This window comes from Streptomyces sp. NPDC048254 (assembly GCF_043201895.1).
In the GTDB taxonomy this organism is placed as follows: domain Bacteria; phylum Actinomycetota; class Actinomycetes; order Streptomycetales; family Streptomycetaceae; genus Streptomyces.
The window spans coordinates 76,574-91,914 of sequence record NZ_JBICZJ010000002.1 but is presented as its reverse complement, the minus strand read 5'-3'; the positions used below and the strand labels follow the sequence as shown (position 1 = coordinate 91,914).

Genomic DNA, 15,341 nt, shown 5'->3' with positions numbered 1-15,341 from the left:
GTCCTTCTTGGGCTCGATCCCTCGGGAAACCGAGTCGGCAGAACGGGCAGGGGACTATCCCGCCCGGTGCACCACCGCGTCGCACAGCTCCAGGAGCGTCACCTTCGCGTCGCATTCGGTCAGCGGGGCCAGTGCGGCCCGAGCCTCCTCCGCGTACCGGACGGTGTCCCGGCGCGCCTGCTCCAGCGCCGGATGCGCCCGCAGGGCCGTCAGGGCCTCCGCGTGCCGCGCGTCATCCGTGAGGTCGGAGTCCAGCAGCTCGCACAGTGCGACGTCCTCGGCCAGCCCCAGCCGCGCCGCCCGCTCCCGCAGCCGTAGCACCGGAAGCGTGGGGATGCCCTCGCGGAGGTCGGTCCCCGGGGTCTTGCCGGACTCGTGGGAGTCGGAGGCGATGTCCAGGACGTCGTCGGCGAGCTGGAAGGCGACACCGAGGCGTTCGCCGTACTGGGTGAGGACGTCCACGACCGTCTCGTCGGCGCCTGACATCATCGCGCCGAAGCGGCAGGAGACCGCCACCAGCGAGCCGGTCTTGCCGCCGAGCACGTCGAGGTAGTGGTCGACCGGGTCACGCCCGTCCGACGGCCCCGCCGTCTCCAGGATCTGGCCCGTCACCAACCGTTCGAACGCGAGGGCCTGGACCCGCACCGCCTCGGGCCCGAGATCGGCGAGGATCTGCGAGGCGCGGGCGAAGAGGAAGTCACCGGTGAGGACGGCGACCGAGTTGCCCCAGCGGGTGTTGGCGCTGTCGACCCCGCGCCGCACGGCCGCCTCGTCCATGACGTCGTCGTGGTACAGCGTGGCGAGGTGGGTCAGCTCGACGACCACGGCCGACGGCACGACGCCCGGCGCGTACGGGTCACCGAACTGCGCGGCCAGCATCACCAGCAGCGGCCGGAACCGCTTCCCGCCGGCCCGCACGAGGTGCTGCGCGGCTTCCGTGATGAACGGGACCTCACTTTTGGTGGCTTCGAGCAAGCCCTCTTCGACAGCCGTCAATCCGGCCTGGACATCGGCTTCCAGAGCCTGGTCCCGCACGCTCAGCCCGAACGGCCCGACGGTCACGAGGGGTCTCCTGTCTGCTGGTGTCCACTGGCGATTACACGGTTTGTCGATAGGTCGCTGCCATCACTCAAGTCAGCGTATCCGGTCAGGTTTCGATCACCGAGGGCGCCCACCGTTACACCCCGGGCGCTATCGGATCACGACCGGTATGTTTTTGATCAGCCGATACGATCTGACATCCAATGACTTAACAGGAAGTACCGACAGTTGTCGCGAACCGGGGTGTAAGCCGTGTCCCCGACCGAGGCGTGAACCGCGTCCCGGACCAGCGCCGTCACCCAATCGGACGCCGGACCGTCCGACAGGCCACCGGCCATGGACGGTCACACCCTCTCCGCCCGACATCACCTGCCCGGAGGTACCCCCTTCGCCGCCCGCCAAAGCCGACGGGGGCACATCGCGCCGATCCGTGCCCATACCGCCATCCCCATCTCCATCCTCATCCCCTACGAGATCACGCATGAGGACCTCCGCACGCCCTTCGTCTTCCGAACGTCGCCTTCACGCGCACGCGCGCGTGGTGTCCACCGGCGGACGAGACCGCCCATGCACGCAGCTCGCGCCCACCTCCCCGACTCGCGGCCCCATGCGTCACGGGCACGTCTCGGGCGACGGGCGGGGCGGGCCCGCGACCGTCGAGCGGCCGACAGTGCGGCCCCGGTGCAACGCGAGCGCCGGCAGGGCCGGCGTCTCCTGGGACGGCTGCATCTTCCTCCGGACGGCGGCCCTCGCGCCCGAGCCGCTCAAGGCGGTCGCCGTGGCCCGCTCCACGGACGGCCACCATGACAACGACGCGCGGTACGGCGGAGGTTCCGCCCTCACGGTGGACACGCACGCGTGGACGGCCACCTTGCCCGCCGCCGGGTCGGTGAGCCCGCCGCCCCCTCCGCCGACGTGACCGGAATCACGTACGCCCGTCACGTGTGAACTCCTGGCGCACTCCTGGGCCTTCGGCCGCCCGATGGCCTTCGAGGCTCCCGAGCGAACGAAGCCGCCGGGCCTCCACTTCCTCACCGCGCACGATCAGCGGCACGCGCGCGTAGCCGGACCGTGCGGAGTTCACGAGGGCACACCGGAGAGGCGCCCAACCGGATGAAGCGGATGCACAGAATCCGCTGCCGACCCACACCCGATCGGATCCCACCGACTCGCCCCCGACCGAGCCGGAATTCCACCGAATGAGGCAATTCGGACAATCTCGTGAATTGCCTGTGGCGTGGGTCACTCCCCCCATCCCAATCAAGGCAATCCACGCGAATGGCAGCTAGACGCTTTTCCACCGATGCCCGGAAAGACGGATTTCGTAAATCCCTCTTGTCCGATTCGCCGCAATTGCCGTTTCGTGAAGTGGGTCACGTGGCCCGGAGTGCCATAGGGACGGTAAGGCGACCCTTTCTTTCCTTTCCCTGTGGGCGAGTTGGGGCTTGGCAGCCGCAAAGGATCAAGTGCCCCATACTACTCAGATCAAGGTCAATCGGTGTGTTGTGTGAATCAGGTACTTGTTCCGGACATGTGCTCTCGCATACGTTCCCGCTCGCCGGGCGGACGCCGAATCCTGCCGCCGCCCGTCGTGACCCATCGACGAGTCCATTCGCACGGCAGGAGCGGGGAAACCAGGTAAGTCGCCGGACCGGGCGACCGACGTCACCGACGGACGTCGTACCGGAACGGCTAGGGGTTAAGTCGCCTCGCCTCAGGGCGGGCGCGGCCGGGCACTCCCCGGGCCCGAACCCGACAGCTCACCTCGCAGGCGACGGAGAGGAACCACGCCATGTCTGCTGCCGCTCAGCACCGCTGTCCCCGCCGTAACCGCATCATCCGCACGCTCGCCATCGCCGGCACCGGCGCCGCCGTTCTCGCCCTCCCGCTCATCGGGGCGACGGCCGCTTCCGCCGCCACCTCCACCACCTCGACGGCCTCGACGACGCTCGCCGGGTACCCGAACAACCTCGACGGCTGGATCCGCGAGTCGCTCGCGATCATGGCCGAGAAGCACATCCCGGGCAGCTACAACGGCATCTACCGCAACGTGATGCGTGAGTCCTCCGGCAACCCGCAGGCCATCAACCTCTGGGACTCCAACGCGGCCGCCGGCATCCCGTCCAAGGGCCTGCTCCAGGTGATCGACCCGACGTTCAAGACCTACCACGTGGACGGGACGTCGTTCGACATCTACGACCCGGTCGCGAACATCACCGCCGCCTGCAACTACGCCGCCGCGCGGTACGGCTCGATGGACAACGTGCACGGCGCGTACTGACCGGCGCCGTCAGCCGAAGAGTCTCTCGAGGACGACGGCGATGCCGTCGTCCTCGTTCGACAAGGTGATCTCGTCGGCCACCGTCTTGAGTTCGGGATGGGCGTTGGCCATGGCCACCCCGTGGGACGCCCAGTCGAACATGGGGATGTCGTTGGGCATGTCCCCGAAGGCGACGGCCTGTTCGGGGCTCAGTCCCAGATGGTCGGCGGCCAGCGCCAGGCCGGTCGCCTTGGTCACCCCGCACGGCTGGAGTTCGACGGTTCCCGGGCCCGACATGGTGACCGTCGCCAGCGATCCCACCACCGCGCGCGCGGTCGCCGCCAGTTCGTCGTCGGACAGGGTGTGGTGGCGCAGCAGCACCTTGCTGATGGGCGCGCACCACAGGTCGTCGCGCCGGCCGACCCGCAGCGCGGGAAGCGTGGGGTGGGGCATCAGATAGCCCGGCTCGATGAGCGTGAGCCCGTCGACGCCGTCCTGGTCGACCGCCGCATACACCTGCCCGACCTCGGCCTCGATCTTGCCGAGGGCGGTCTCCGCCAGTTCCCGGTCCAGGGTGACCGACCACAGCAATCGGTCCGCGCCGGCGTCGTACACCTGCGCGCCCTGGCCGCAGACCGCGAGTCCCGTGCAGCCGAGGTCGTCCAGGAGGGGGCGCACTCTCGGCGCGGGGCGGCCGGTCACCACGAGATGCCGGGCGCCGGCCCGGCCGGCCCGCGCGAGCGCGGCGAGCGACCGTTCCGACAGGGTGTCGTCGGCGCGCAGCAGCGTGCCGTCCAGGTCGGTGGCGATCAGTGCGTACGGGGTGGGTGCGACCATGATCAGAGAATACGGACAGCACGCCCCTGAGACTCACTGTGCGTTTCGGCCTCAAGTGGCGCCCGCCGTCGCCGTGATGGGGCGTTGTCAGTGGGGCGCGTTACGTTGGCGGTGGGTTGATCGCACCGATCGGACGGGGGCGGGCGTGGTGACGGACGGACCGGAAGACTTCCGGGCGCATCTGCTGGAGGCGGCGACCAGGGTGCTGGAGCGGTTCCCGCGGGAGCTGCGGCCGGAGATCTACGCGCTGTCGTTCCGCATCTGGCGTGTCGAGCACGACGACCGCAGACCGTACGTGGCGATCGGCTACAACACCGAGAGCCAGTACGAGGCCGAACGGAACCCGGCGGACCCGCGCGAGGCGCGCTGGAACTACGCGTGCTGGCTCCTCGACGGCTTCGAGATGCTCGGCAACTGTCCCGAGGACCCGGTCGGCGGCGCACTGTACGCCGAAGAGGTCCGGCGGCTCGGACTCTGGTTCGACGGGGACGGCAGCGACGCCGAACTGGACGCGAAGCATGACCTGTTGGGGCTGCACTTCGCCGACGCGTGCATACGGCTGGCTCAGGATCTGCATGCCGGGGGCCGCATCGAGAAGGTACTCGGGCGGCCGCTGCCGGTGGTGGTCTTCGACGTGTACTGGCCAGGCTGGGAGGTCGAGGCCACGGAGGCGGCCAACCCGCACGAGCTGATCGAGGAGTTCCTGGCCTGGCAGCGGGCGGCCGAGGAGACGTAGCCCCGGAGCCGGGTGGCGGCCCGGCCCCGGGGTGGATGGCGGCCCGGCGCCAGAGGCGGGTGGCGGCCCGGCCCCGGGCGGGGGTGGCTTGCCTCGGGGCGGGTGTCAGGCGTGGGCGGCCGCCAGGTGCTTGGCCAGACGCGGCGAGGCGAACTCCGTACCGCACACGAACCGCATCACCGGTCCGTACGACGCCGCCGCGGGCAGGCCGGTGAAGTACAGGCCGGGCACGGAGGAGACGTATCCGGCGCCGAGTTTCGGGGCGCCGCGGCTGACCGCGACGCGGGTGCGCAGCTCGGGGCCGAGGAAGTCCATCGCCGCGGTGTCCACGCGGTAGCCGGTGGCCGCGACGACGTGGTCGGCGGTGAGCCGGTCGGCACGGCCGTCGTGGGTGCGGACGGTGAGCACGGGGGCGCCGTCGGAGGTGTCGGTGCCGGTCACGCCGGCGACCTCGTGGACCTGGACCTTGCCCTCGAAGCGGTCGCGCAGCCACCAGGCGCCGAGCGGGCCGAGCACCCGGCGGACCAGGTAGTGGCGGGTCCGCGCGGGGAGGTAGCGGTAGGGGTGCGGGTAGTAGCTGAGCGCCCACAGCGACCAGGCCCGGCCGAACGGGGACTCCGGACGCAGCCGGGGCTGGTCCCAGGGCGGGGCGCCGAAGTCGACCTTGCCGCGTCCGCGTGAGACCACCCGCACCTGGGCACCCGCCTCGGCCGCGAGAGCCGCCGTCTCCAGCGCGGACTGCCCGGCCCCGACGACGATCAGTTCCTTGCCGGAGAACCGGGTCAGGTCGTGGTGCTGGGAGCTGTGCGAGACGGGCCCCGCGGGCCCGTCCGCCGCCGCTCCCGCGAGCTCCGCGGGAAGGTGGGCGAGCCCCGACAGACCGGTGGCGACGACCACCGCGCGGGCCGTGAACAACTCCCCCGAGTCCAGCTTGAGTTCGAACCCGGCCGCCTTGTCGCGGTCCACGGAGACCACCCGAACCCGCTCCAGCTCGGGCACCAGCTGCTGCTGGAACCACTCGCCGTAGCCGATGAAGGTCTCCACCGGGATGATGTCCTCGTCGGTCACCAGCCTGCGCAGGCCCGCCGCATCGCAGTAGTCGGCGAGGGTGTGCCCGCGCTGCGGGCAGTCGAGGTTGGAGGCGGCGGGCGTCGACTTCAGGATCATGCCCTCGGGCATGTGCTCGCGCCAGCTGACCATGGGGTCGCCGAAGACCCGGACGGGGATGCCGCGCGCTCGCAGATGGGCGGCGGTGGACAGGCCGAAGGGCCCGGCACCTATGACTGCTACCGGTTGGATCACGAAGTCCCTCCCCAGGAACGTGGTGCCTACTTCGTGGAGGTGCTGGAGCCGCGGCGGTTGGTGCGCCACAGCTGATAGAGGTGCTTCGCGCCCGGACGCACGAAGCGGGCGAGCATCGTGACGAACGGCAGCGGGTCGTCACCCGCGAGCCAGGCCAGCTCGGTCCCGCTCGGCCGCTCGGGTGCGTGCGGCGTCGTATAGCCGCTGCGGCGGTAGGCGAGGAGGGCGGGCAGGTCGATGTTCTCCACGACGTACCGGTGGCCGGCGCGCTGTTCCCCCTCCGGAACGCGGCGTCCGGTCAGATCCAGGTGCATGGCACGGACCACGTCCACCCCCGACTCGCTCTCGAAGAGCCGGAACTGGGCGCCCATGCGCGGGTTGAAGTCGAGCAGCTTGTACTGCCCGTCGCGGCGGTCGAAGCGCAGGTCGAGGTCGATGATGCCGCTGAAGCCGATCTCTTTGATGAAGCGCGCGGCAAGGTCGGCGAGTTCCGGGTTGTCGACGACGTACGCGTTCGCGGTCATGCCCGCATGCGGTGGCCACGAGCGCACCTTGACGCCGGTGAACAGGGCGCGCGGGTTCGAGTCGGCGTCGAAGTAGGCGTGCACGATCCAGTCCTCGGCGTCCTCCCTCGGGAGGTACTCCTGGAGGATGACACCCGGATGGGTGCCCCAGTCACGCGCGAGAGTGAGCAGTCCCTCGCGGGTGGCGATCTTCGTCGTGCCGTTGACGGCGGGTTGACTGCGCCGGACGAACGCCTCGCGGTTCTTGGCGACGATCGGGAAGCGGGCCTTCTCGGCGAAGTCGACGATCTCGTCGTACGACTGCGGGAAGGCTGCCGCCGGACTGGGGATGCCGTGTTCCACACAGAGTTCGTGCAGCCCCTGCTTGCTGGCGAGCCGGCGGGGCAGTGCGGACTCCACGCGCGGGAAGAGGAAACGGTCGCCGAGCGCGTCCTGGTGCTCGGCGATCAGGACGGCGGCCTCCTCGTCGGTGGGGATCAGCACGGTCGGACGGCCGATGCGGCGGCCGATCCGCAGCAGTCCCTCGACCAGATGATCCGGTTCCTCGGCGCCTGTTGTCGGCCACACGAACGCCCGTTTGAGATAACGGGAGGAGGCCGCCGGCGTGTAGGCGTCCTCCGTGATCGCGTACATGGGAACGCCCAGGCGGCCCAGACTGCGAATCGCGCCGACCCCGCCGTGGTGCAGCGGATAGTCGCCGAACTTGACGATCAGGCCCGGCACGTCGCGATCCGCATCGAACGGCACGCTGACGGCATTCCTGGCCACGGGTCCCCCCACGTGTCCCCCCTACGGACCGGACCCACCCCGTCCGTGTCCCCCAAAGGACGCTAAGCCGGAATTGACCCCTCCGACAAGGCCTATTCGGACATTGCGAACTCTTTAGACACTGCCACGACAGCCAACTCACCCGTAACGTGTGGCGCGACCACATGGAATGCCGCGCAACACCAGAGCGACGTGACCACATAGTCGGCCCGGCGCGGCACGGATGAGAGCGAGGCAGCCACCCCATGCCCCCCTTGCCCCCCTTCGAGGTCCCCGAGGGTGACCCCTTCGGCCCGCACAATCTCCCGTATGGCGTGTTCTCGACTCCCGAGAGCACGGAACGGAGGGTCGGCGTCCGCCTCGGCGACCACGTCCTCGACGCCGGCGGCGCGGCTCTCGCGCTCGGCTCCCCGTACGCCTCGCTGCTGGCCCGCCCTACCCTCAACCCGCTGCTGGCCGCGGGCCGCACCACCTGGTCGGACGTACGGCGCGCCCTGACCGCCTGGGTGACCGTGCCCGCGCACCGCGAGGTGCTCGAACCCCTCTTCCACCCGCTGTCCGATGTGGCCCTGCACCTGCCCTTCGAGGTCGCCGACTACGTCGACTTCTACGCCTCGGAGAACCACGCCCGGAACGCCGGCCGCATCTTCCGCCCCGACGCCGCGGAACCTCTCACCCCCAACTGGAAGCACCTGCCGATCGGTTACCACGGCCGCGCGGGTACGGTCGTGGTGTCGGGGACGGACGTCGTACGGCCCGCGGGCCAGCGGAAGACGTCTTCGGACCCCTCGGAGGCGCCGGTGTTCGGCCCGTCGGTCCGGCTGGACATCGAAGCAGAGGTCGGCTTCGTCGTCGGCGCGCCGTCGGAGCAGGGGCGGCCGGTGGCGCTGGGCGACTTCCGGGAGCACGTGTTCGGGCTCACGCTCCTGAACGACTGGTCGGCGCGCGACATCCAGGCATGGGAGTACGTCCCGCTCGGCCCGTTCCTCGGCAAGTCGTTCGCCACCTCGATCTCGGCGTGGATCACCCCGCTGGACGCGCTGGAGGACGCACGGGTCGCCCCGCCGCGGCGGACGCATCCGCTGCTGCCGTACCTCGACGACTCCGCCGAGGAGCCCGCGGGTTACGACCTGCGGATGTCGATCGCGATCAACGGTCAGGTGGTGTCCGACCCGCCGTTCTCCACCATGTACTGGACCGCCGCCCAGCAACTCGCCCACCTGACCGTCAACGGCGCCTCACTGCGCACCGGCGACCTGTACGGATCGGGCACGGTGAGCGGTACGGAACCCGCGGAGCGCGGATCGCTGCTGGAACTCACCTGGAACGGGCGGGACCCGCTCGAACTCCCGGACGGCAAGCGGGCGTACCTGGAGGACGGCGACGTGGTGACGCTGTCCGCGTGGGCGCCCGGGCCGGGCGGGAGCCGGGTGGGACTCGGCGAGGTCAGCGGGCGGATCGTGGCGGGGTGAGGGTCGGTCGGGCCGGGCAGCGCGCATAGGGGCAGGGGCGCGCTGTCCGCCGGGGTTCGGCGAGGTGGACACCCGGATCCTCGTCGGCGCCTGACTCGGGGGCTCCGTCCCGTCATACTGACGGGACACGCACCATGCGAGGCGCCCGCACGCGCACCATGCGAGGCGATGGCGCACGCATCACGTGATGCGCCGGCGCACGCACCCTGTCGCGCAACGGCGCATCACCCCGCACCACCCGCCACCCGCACATCTCTCCGATCGGGAAACGGAGCCGCGGCATGACCGTCTGCCTGCTCCTGCTGAGCGTCGTCGCCCTGACGGCCGCGGTGCCCGCGCCGCGTGCGCTGGTGCAGTCCCTGTGGCCCGAGCGGGAGCCGGTGGTCGCGCTGTGGGTGTGGCAGTGCCTGGTCGCCACCGTGCTGATGTGCTGCCTGGCCGCGCTCGTCCTGGGCGCGGCGGCCGTCTTCCACACCGTGCGCGACCGGGTGTTCGCGCCGGCGCCACCGGCGGTCACCGCGGCGTACGACCTGTCCGTCGCGCCCCTGTGGGCGGTCGCCCTCACGGTGCTCCTCGCGTGCGGGGCCGCGTGGACGACGGCGATGCTCGCCCGCGAGCTGGTCGAGGCCCGGCGCCACCGTGACCAGACCCGCGCACACCTGCGCGAACGGGCACCGGAACTGCCGGCGGGGCTGCCGGCAGCACGCGGGCCGATGCTGGTGCTGGAGGACGAATACCCGGACGCCTGGTGGATGCCCGGACATCCACCGCAGCTGGTCGTGACGACCGGGGCACTGCACCGCCTCACCGACCACCAGCTCGACGCCGTACTCACCCACGAGCGGGGCCACGCCCGCGCCCACCACGACTGGCTGCTCCACCTGTCCAGCGCGCTGGCCACGGGCTTTCCGCGCGTGCCGCTGTTCTCCCACTTCTGCGACCAGACCCACCGGCTCGTCGAACTCGCCGCCGACGACGCGGCATCCCGCCGCTGCGGCCACCTCACGACCGCCCTGGCCCTGATCGAACTGAACCAGCACCGCGGGGTCCTGTCCTGCGCGTCCAGCCGCCGGCTGCTCGGCGAGCGGGTCGACCGGCTCCTGGAACCACCACCACGGCTGCTGCGCCGCCAGCGGGCCCTGACGACGACGGTGGCCGCGCTGGTACCTCTGCTGCCACTGCTGATCACGTTCGCACCGGGGCTGACGGCGCTCGGGTAGGGCATCTGTCGTTGCCTGAACTTCAGGCGAAGGCGCGCAGCGCAAGGCACGGCCGGGCGGGCCCTGGGTGGGCTCGAGCTTCAGCCGTCCGCGAAATCCCCCGGCCGCCGCCAGAGACTCGGAGATAGCCTCGGCACCGCCATCGTCCGACGGGGAGGGACAGGACATGCAGGGCAGGCAAGGGCAGGACTGGGTCGCGCACGCGGGAGAGCTTTTCGAAGTGGCGATGTTCGGCGGCGACACATCCGCGCTGGACCGTTCCGACGACGTGCTGGACGCTGTCGAGGCGCCGCTCTCCATGGCGCGGGGCAAGGTACTGCACGTGCGCTTCCTGAACGACCGCGAGGAGAACGGCCAGGAACTGGTGCTGTTCGAGCGGGCGGCCGAGCTGTACCAGCGGCTGGGGGACGTGTCGGGTGAGGCTGGCGCGTTGTTCTGGATCGGCTGCTGGCACCAGGTGGTGAAGGGCGACGGCACCACCGGCAGGCCGTACTTCGAGCAGTCGTACGCGCTGGCGAAGTCCGTTGACGACCGGATGACGATGTCCTACGCGATACGCCATCTTGGCTTCGACGACCGGGACGCGGGCGACTTCGACCAGGCCCGTGAACGGCTGACCGAGTCGGTGTCGCTGCGCCGGGCGATCGGCTTCAGGCCCGGGGAAGCGGCCGGCCTGGTGGCACTGGCCTACCTCGCGGCCGAGACCGGGAACTGATCGGTCGCGCTCCATCACCTCGACGAGGCGGAAGCGGTAGCCGAGAGCTGCGGCGCCAAGAACGTGGCGGGGTGGATCGAGCAGGCCCGCACCGCGATCCGGGCCCAGCCTTCGGACGGCACGGTAGTCCGCGTCGAGGACTGAAGTCCGGTCCAGCCGGCCCCACCGGCTTTCCGTGGGACCGCCGCGCTCTCATGCGCCTGATCATCCGAGATCTGCTTTCGCCACGGTCCCGGGGTGCGGGTGAACCCGCATCCTGGTGGCAGATCTTCGCCACACCGCCCCGAAGCACCAGCTCAGGGATGTGTCCGATGAGGTCTCAGGTGGCGCAACAATCCGGCAACACCCCATTCCCTACCTCATAGGTATGGTTCGAGCCATGCCAGCCACCGACCGCATCCGAGACCACGCCGGTCAGGGCGCCGCCACCACGGTCGCCGCCCACCGGACGCGTCGCCGGCTGCGTGCGGACCAGGCCCGGCAGCTCGCCGACCTTCTGCGCCACCAGATCCTCGCCGGCGCCTTCCCCGACGGCAGCCTCCCCCACGAGACCACTCTCGCCACCGACTACAGCGCCACCCGCAACACCGTCCGCCAAGCCCTGGACCTGCTGCGGGCGGAAGGCCTGGTGGACCGCCTCCCCGGCGTGGGCACCGTGGTCGTCGCCCGGAAATACCCGCACGGGCTCGACCGTCTGATGGGCCTCGCGGAGACCCTCCGCGAACACGGCCGAGTCACCAACGAGGTCCGCACCATGGGCCCCGCCCCGGCACCCGCCCCCGTCGCCGAACGCCTCCGCGTCCCGCCCGGCGCCGACGTCCTCTACATCGAACGCCTGCGCCGACTCAACGGCCTCCCGCTCTCCCTCGACCTCACCTACATCCCCCTCGACATCGGCACCGCGCTCCTCGGCGCCGACCTGGAGAACAACGACGTCTTCCGGCTCCTGGAGTCGATCACCGGCCAACCCCTGGGCCACGCCGAGATCACCCTGGAAGCGGTGAACGCGGACGCCCACTCCGCCGCCGTACTCCAGGCCCCGCGCGGAGCGGCCGTCCTGATGCTGGAACGGCTCACCCACCTCGCCGACGGCCGGCCCGTCGACCTGGAGTTCATCCGCTTCCGCGGCGACCGCATCACCATGAGCGGCCTCCTGCGCCGCTCCCTCTGACCCCTTCCGCTTGACCCGTTTCCTGGAGACAGCCATGCCTTTGGCGCCCCAGCGGGCCGACGTGCCCGTGACCATCGACCAGTCGAAGTGCATCGACGGCTGCACGCTCTGCGTGGACATGTGCCCGCTGGACTCCCTCGCCATCGACGAGAGCAACGGCAAGGCCTACATGCACGTCGACGAGTGCTGGTACTGCGGCCCGTGCGCGGCCCGCTGCCCCACCGGAGCCGTGACGGTCAACATGCCCTATCTGCTCCGGTGAGAGGCCCACAACTCCCATGAAACGCACAGCGATCGCCGCATCCGCAGCCCTCCTTCTGCTGCCCTTGTCGGCCTGCGGCGGCAGCGCCGTGGCGGGCGACAGCAAGACGGTCACCGTCACCGTCGGCTACCAGTCCAAGACCATCAACACCGTCACGGCGGGCACCCTGCTGCGTTCTCTCGGCTACTTCGAGCAGCAGCTCAACGCCCTCCACGACGGCCACACCTACAAGGTCGACTGGCAGGACTACGCCACGGGCGCACCGATCACCGCGCAGATGACCGCCGGGAAGATCGACATCGGCTCGATGGGCGACTTCCCGCTGCTGCTCAACGCGGCCCGCGGCAAACAACTCGGCCGGCCCACGCGTCTGGTCTCCGTCACCGGCTACAACCTGCGCGGCGGCCTCAACACCGTGGTCACCGGCCCCGACTCCAAGCTCACCTCGCTGACGGACCTGAAGGGCAAGAAGGTCTCGACGAGCATCGGCTCCGCCGCCGACGGAACCCTGGTCCGCGCCCTCCAGCGCGCCGGCATCGACCCGGACAAGGGCATCTCCAAACTCAACCAGCAGCCCGCGGTGGGCGCTTCGGCCCTGACGGCGGGCAGCGTGGACGCGCTGTCGCAGTTCGTGGCCTGGCCGGGGTTGCTCGCCTACCAGGGCAAGGCGAAGGCGCTGTACGACGGCGCCCAGCTGAACCTCCCCACCTTCCACGGCGTCACCGCCCGCGAGGACTTCGCGAAGCAGCGGCCCGCCGTCCTGGAGGCGTTCCTCAAGGCCCAGGCGGAGGCCACCGACTACCTCAACGCCCACCCGGTGACCGCAGCCGAGAAAGTCGCCGATGCGACCGATCTGCCCGCCGAGGTCGTCTACCTCTACAACGGCGCGCACGGCATCGCCACGTTCGACCCCGCCGTCAAGCCCGCGCTCGTCTCCGCGCTGAAGCAGGACGTGTCGGTTCTCAAGGCCGCCGAGCTGACCGGTGACGTGGACGTGGACTCGTTCGTCGACGACCAGTACGTGAAGAAGGCCCTGGGCAGCTCCGACTACGCCAAGCGGCTCGCCGCCACGCCGGCGGCGTCCGCGAGCGAGGTGTGGCCCAAGGTCAACGAGAAAACGACGAGCTTCAGCTCCCCCAAGGAGTTGCTCGCGTACGTCGCCAAGCACAGTGACGGCATTCGCGCCGCATACGTACCCGACGCCACCACCGGCACGCTCTGGTTCGCCGACAAGTCGGTGTGGGTGGCCGACGGTGAGCAGGTGCTGCCGTTCGTGACCCGGGCGACCGCGCAAGCGTACGTCGACGCACACGGCGGCGCCGAGGTCGTCAGCTATGCCGACGCGTTGCGGCGGGCGTCGTGAGCCGGTATGTCCTGCGGGTGGCGTCGCTGGCCGCCGCCCTCGGGTTGTGGCAGTTGCTGACCAGCCTCAAGGTCGACCTATGGCTGCGTTTCTCGCAGTTCCCGACGGTCACCGACATCGCTCATGCTTTCGCGGACCGGATCTCCGGCGGCGACTACTGGACGGACCTCACCGACAGCCTCACCCGGATCCTCACCGGCTTCCTACTGGCCGCCGTCCTGGGTGTGGCGACGGGCGTGCTCGTGGCCCGCTCGCGCCTCGCCGAGGACCTGCTCGGCCCGGTCCTGGAGGTGATCCGCCCGATCCCGGCGATCGCTCTCGTGCCCATCGCGATTCTGCTCTTCCCCTCCAATGAACAGGGCATCGTCTTCATCACCTGCACCGCCGCCTTCTTCCCGGTCCTGGTCTCCACCCGGCACGCGGTGCGCGCCCTCACCCCCGTGTGGGAGGAGGCGGTGCGCACCATGGGCGGTGGCCGGTGGCGGATCCTGGGTTCGGTCCTGCTGCCAGGTGCGCTGCCCGGGATTTTCGGTGGTCTGTCGGTCGGTATCGGTGTCTCGTGGATCTGTGTGATCTCCGCCGAGATGATCTCCGGCCAGTACGGCGTCGGTTACCGCACCTGGCAGGACTACACGATCGTCAACTACCCGGGTGTGTTCGTCGGGATGGTCACCATCGGTTTGCTCGGCTGGGTCACCTCCACGGCCGTCGAGCTCCTCGGCCGGCGTCTGACCCGCTGGCTGCCCCGTACGTCGTACGTCCCCGGTGGCCGGCCCCGCACTTCGGTGGCCGCCGTCGCCGCCCCGGTCGCAGTGGCGGCCGACGGCGAGTCCCAGAAGCAGGCCGATGCCCAGCAGCAGGGCCGCAGTGACACCGACCAGGAGGCGCGCGATGAGCACTTCGTCTGACGTGGCTGCTCCGGCGCTCGCGCGAGGGGCCCGGCTCACCCTGGGTACGGCTGTGCTCGGCCGTCCGGACGTGGCGGTGCTGCACGGTGTCGAGCTGGATGTCCGTCCCGGCGAGATCCTCACTGTCGTGGGTCCGTCGGGATGCGGCAAATCGACGCTGCTGCGGACGTTCGCCGGGCTGCTGTCCCCCCTGGCCGGGACGGTCGAGCAGGACGGCGAACCGTTGACGGGGCCGTCGGCCGACCGGGCGCTGGTCTTCCAGGAGGATGCGCTGCTGCCCTGGCGCACGTTGCGGGGCAATGTCGAACTGCCGCTCGCCATCAAGGGAGTCGGGCGCTCCGAGCGCCGCTCGCAGGCTGATTCCTGGCTGGGCCGGGTCGGGCTGGCCGCGCAGGCGGGGCAGTTGCCGCACCGGGTGTCCGGTGGGCAGCGCCAGCGGGCGCAGCTGGCGCGGGCGCTGGCGGGTTCGCCCCGGGCCGTGCTCATGGACGAGCCGTTCGGCGCGCTCGACGCCCAGACCCGTTCCGGCATGCAGGACCTGCTGGTGGAGGTGTTGGGCGGGACGGGTGCGACCGTCGTCTTCGTCACCCATGACGTGGACGAGGCGCTCTTCCTCGGCGACCGGGTCGTTCTGCTCGCCGCCGGCCGTGTGGCCTCTGTATATGACGTTCCGCGTCCCCGTGACCGGGGCGCCCTGGACGACCCGGCCCGTGTGGCCCTGCGCCGCGCCGTCCTCTCCTCGCTCGGCATCTGAAAGGCATC

At 70.5% G+C, this 15,341-nt stretch carries 15 protein-coding genes and 1 riboswitch; of the genes, 11 read left to right on the top strand and 4 right to left on the bottom strand.

Features of this window, described 5'->3' with window-relative positions; all coding sequences use genetic code 11:
* Positions 1-54 precede the first annotated feature (54 nt).
* Positions 55-1,062 (bottom strand): polyprenyl synthetase family protein, encoded by a 1,008-nt coding sequence (locus ACGFZQ_RS05575; protein ID WP_393839311.1) that lies wholly within the window; start codon positions 1,060-1,062, stop codon positions 55-57.
* Positions 1,063-1,648: 586 nt separating this feature from the next.
* On the opposite strand from ACGFZQ_RS05575, the gene ACGFZQ_RS05570 reads away from it, so the two are divergent.
* Positions 1,649-1,960, top strand: a complete 312-nt coding sequence (locus ACGFZQ_RS05570) for a CocE/NonD family hydrolase (RefSeq protein ID WP_393839310.1) — start codon at positions 1,649-1,651, stop codon at positions 1,958-1,960.
* Positions 1,961-2,631: 671 nt separating this feature from the next.
* Positions 2,632-2,828, top strand: a riboswitch (cyclic di-AMP (ydaO/yuaA leader).
* Positions 2,829-2,833: 5 nt separating this feature from the next.
* Positions 2,834-3,322, top strand: coding sequence for a transglycosylase SLT domain-containing protein (locus tag ACGFZQ_RS05565; protein ID WP_351748118.1), 489 nt, complete (start codon positions 2,834-2,836; stop codon positions 3,320-3,322).
* Positions 3,323-3,331: 9 nt separating this feature from the next.
* Here ACGFZQ_RS05565 and ACGFZQ_RS05560 read toward each other — a convergent pair whose 3' ends face one another.
* Entirely contained in the window at positions 3,332-4,138 is an 807-nt protein-coding gene (locus ACGFZQ_RS05560; protein WP_351748120.1) for an HAD family hydrolase, read from the bottom strand.
* Positions 4,139-4,286: 148 nt separating this feature from the next.
* Here ACGFZQ_RS05560 and ACGFZQ_RS05555 point away from each other — a divergent pair, with 148 nt between their 5' ends.
* The gene (locus tag ACGFZQ_RS05555) at positions 4,287-4,874 is read left to right on the top strand and encodes a hypothetical protein (protein WP_393839309.1); all 588 of its coding nucleotides are present in this window, start codon (positions 4,287-4,289) and stop codon (positions 4,872-4,874) included.
* Positions 4,875-4,979: 105 nt separating this feature from the next.
* Here the strand turns inward: ACGFZQ_RS05555 and ACGFZQ_RS05550 are convergent, their stop codons facing one another.
* A complete protein-coding gene (locus ACGFZQ_RS05550) occupies positions 4,980-6,176 on the bottom strand; it encodes an FAD-dependent oxidoreductase (RefSeq protein ID WP_393839308.1) in 1,197 nt (398 codons plus the stop codon).
* A 26-nt stretch (positions 6,177-6,202) separates the two neighbouring features.
* Positions 6,203-7,447, bottom strand: a complete 1,245-nt coding sequence (locus ACGFZQ_RS05545) for an ATP-grasp domain-containing protein (protein WP_351748126.1) — start codon at positions 7,445-7,447, stop codon at positions 6,203-6,205.
* Positions 7,448-7,722: 275 nt separating this feature from the next.
* Here ACGFZQ_RS05545 and fahA point away from each other — a divergent pair, with 275 nt between their 5' ends.
* From fahA to ACGFZQ_RS05505, 8 genes are all read left to right on the top strand, one after another.
* The gene (gene fahA / locus ACGFZQ_RS05540; RefSeq protein WP_393839858.1) at positions 7,723-8,940 is read left to right on the top strand and encodes a fumarylacetoacetase; all 1,218 of its coding nucleotides are present in this window, start codon (positions 7,723-7,725) and stop codon (positions 8,938-8,940) included.
* A gap of 281 nt (positions 8,941-9,221) precedes the next feature.
* On the top strand, positions 9,222-10,160 hold the full coding sequence (locus ACGFZQ_RS05535) for a M56 family metallopeptidase (RefSeq protein WP_351693949.1): 939 nt from the start codon (positions 9,222-9,224) through the stop codon (positions 10,158-10,160).
* A 166-nt stretch (positions 10,161-10,326) separates the two neighbouring features.
* Positions 10,327-10,875 carry a tetratricopeptide repeat protein gene (locus tag ACGFZQ_RS05530; protein ID WP_393839307.1) on the top strand — a complete coding sequence of 183 codons (549 nt, stop codon included), beginning with the start codon at positions 10,327-10,329 and terminating at the stop codon, positions 10,873-10,875.
* 379 nt (positions 10,876-11,254) lie between these two features.
* Positions 11,255-12,046: a GntR family transcriptional regulator gene (locus ACGFZQ_RS05525; RefSeq protein ID WP_393839306.1), complete on the top strand. Its 792-nt coding sequence runs from the start codon at positions 11,255-11,257 to the stop codon at positions 12,044-12,046.
* Positions 12,047-12,080: 34 nt separating this feature from the next.
* On the top strand, positions 12,081-12,308 hold the full coding sequence (locus ACGFZQ_RS05520; protein ID WP_351693958.1) for a ferredoxin family protein: 228 nt from the start codon (positions 12,081-12,083) through the stop codon (positions 12,306-12,308).
* A gap of 16 nt (positions 12,309-12,324) precedes the next feature.
* Positions 12,325-13,671 carry an ABC transporter substrate-binding protein gene (locus ACGFZQ_RS05515; RefSeq protein ID WP_393839305.1) on the top strand — a complete coding sequence of 449 codons (1,347 nt, stop codon included), beginning with the start codon at positions 12,325-12,327 and terminating at the stop codon, positions 13,669-13,671.
* Positions 13,668-14,579, top strand: coding sequence for an ABC transporter permease (locus tag ACGFZQ_RS05510; protein ID WP_393839304.1), 912 nt, complete (start codon positions 13,668-13,670; stop codon positions 14,577-14,579). Before ACGFZQ_RS05515 ends, ACGFZQ_RS05510 begins: the two co-directional genes overlap by 4 nt.
* Positions 14,563-15,333: an ABC transporter ATP-binding protein gene (locus tag ACGFZQ_RS05505; RefSeq protein WP_393839303.1), complete on the top strand. Its 771-nt coding sequence runs from the start codon at positions 14,563-14,565 to the stop codon at positions 15,331-15,333. Before ACGFZQ_RS05510 ends, ACGFZQ_RS05505 begins: the two co-directional genes overlap by 17 nt.
* The last annotated feature ends 8 nt before the right edge of the window (positions 15,334-15,341 follow it).

What these genes read in the sequence shown, in the direction of transcription:
- ACGFZQ_RS05520 (WP_351693958.1), top strand. Translation starts at nt 12,081, where the DNA reads ATGCCTTTGGCGCCCCAGCGGGCCGACGTGCCCGTGACCATCGACCAG.
- ACGFZQ_RS05525 (WP_393839306.1), top strand. Translation starts at nt 11,255, where the DNA reads ATGCCAGCCACCGACCGCATCCGAGACCACGCCGGTCAGGGCGCCGCC.
- ACGFZQ_RS05535 (WP_351693949.1), top strand. Translation starts at nt 9,222, where the DNA reads ATGACCGTCTGCCTGCTCCTGCTGAGCGTCGTCGCCCTGACGGCCGCG.
- ACGFZQ_RS05505 (WP_393839303.1), top strand. Translation starts at nt 14,563, where the DNA reads ATGAGCACTTCGTCTGACGTGGCTGCTCCGGCGCTCGCGCGAGGGGCC.
- ACGFZQ_RS05565 (WP_351748118.1), top strand. Translation starts at nt 2,834, where the DNA reads ATGTCTGCTGCCGCTCAGCACCGCTGTCCCCGCCGTAACCGCATCATC.
- ACGFZQ_RS05530 (WP_393839307.1), top strand. Translation starts at nt 10,327, where the DNA reads ATGCAGGGCAGGCAAGGGCAGGACTGGGTCGCGCACGCGGGAGAGCTT.
- ACGFZQ_RS05560 (WP_351748120.1), bottom strand. Translation starts at nt 4,138, where the DNA reads ATGGTCGCACCCACCCCGTACGCACTGATCGCCACCGACCTGGACGGC.
- ACGFZQ_RS05515 (WP_393839305.1), top strand. Translation starts at nt 12,325, where the DNA reads ATGAAACGCACAGCGATCGCCGCATCCGCAGCCCTCCTTCTGCTGCCC.
- ACGFZQ_RS05570 (WP_393839310.1), top strand. Translation starts at nt 1,649, where the DNA reads ATGCGTCACGGGCACGTCTCGGGCGACGGGCGGGGCGGGCCCGCGACC.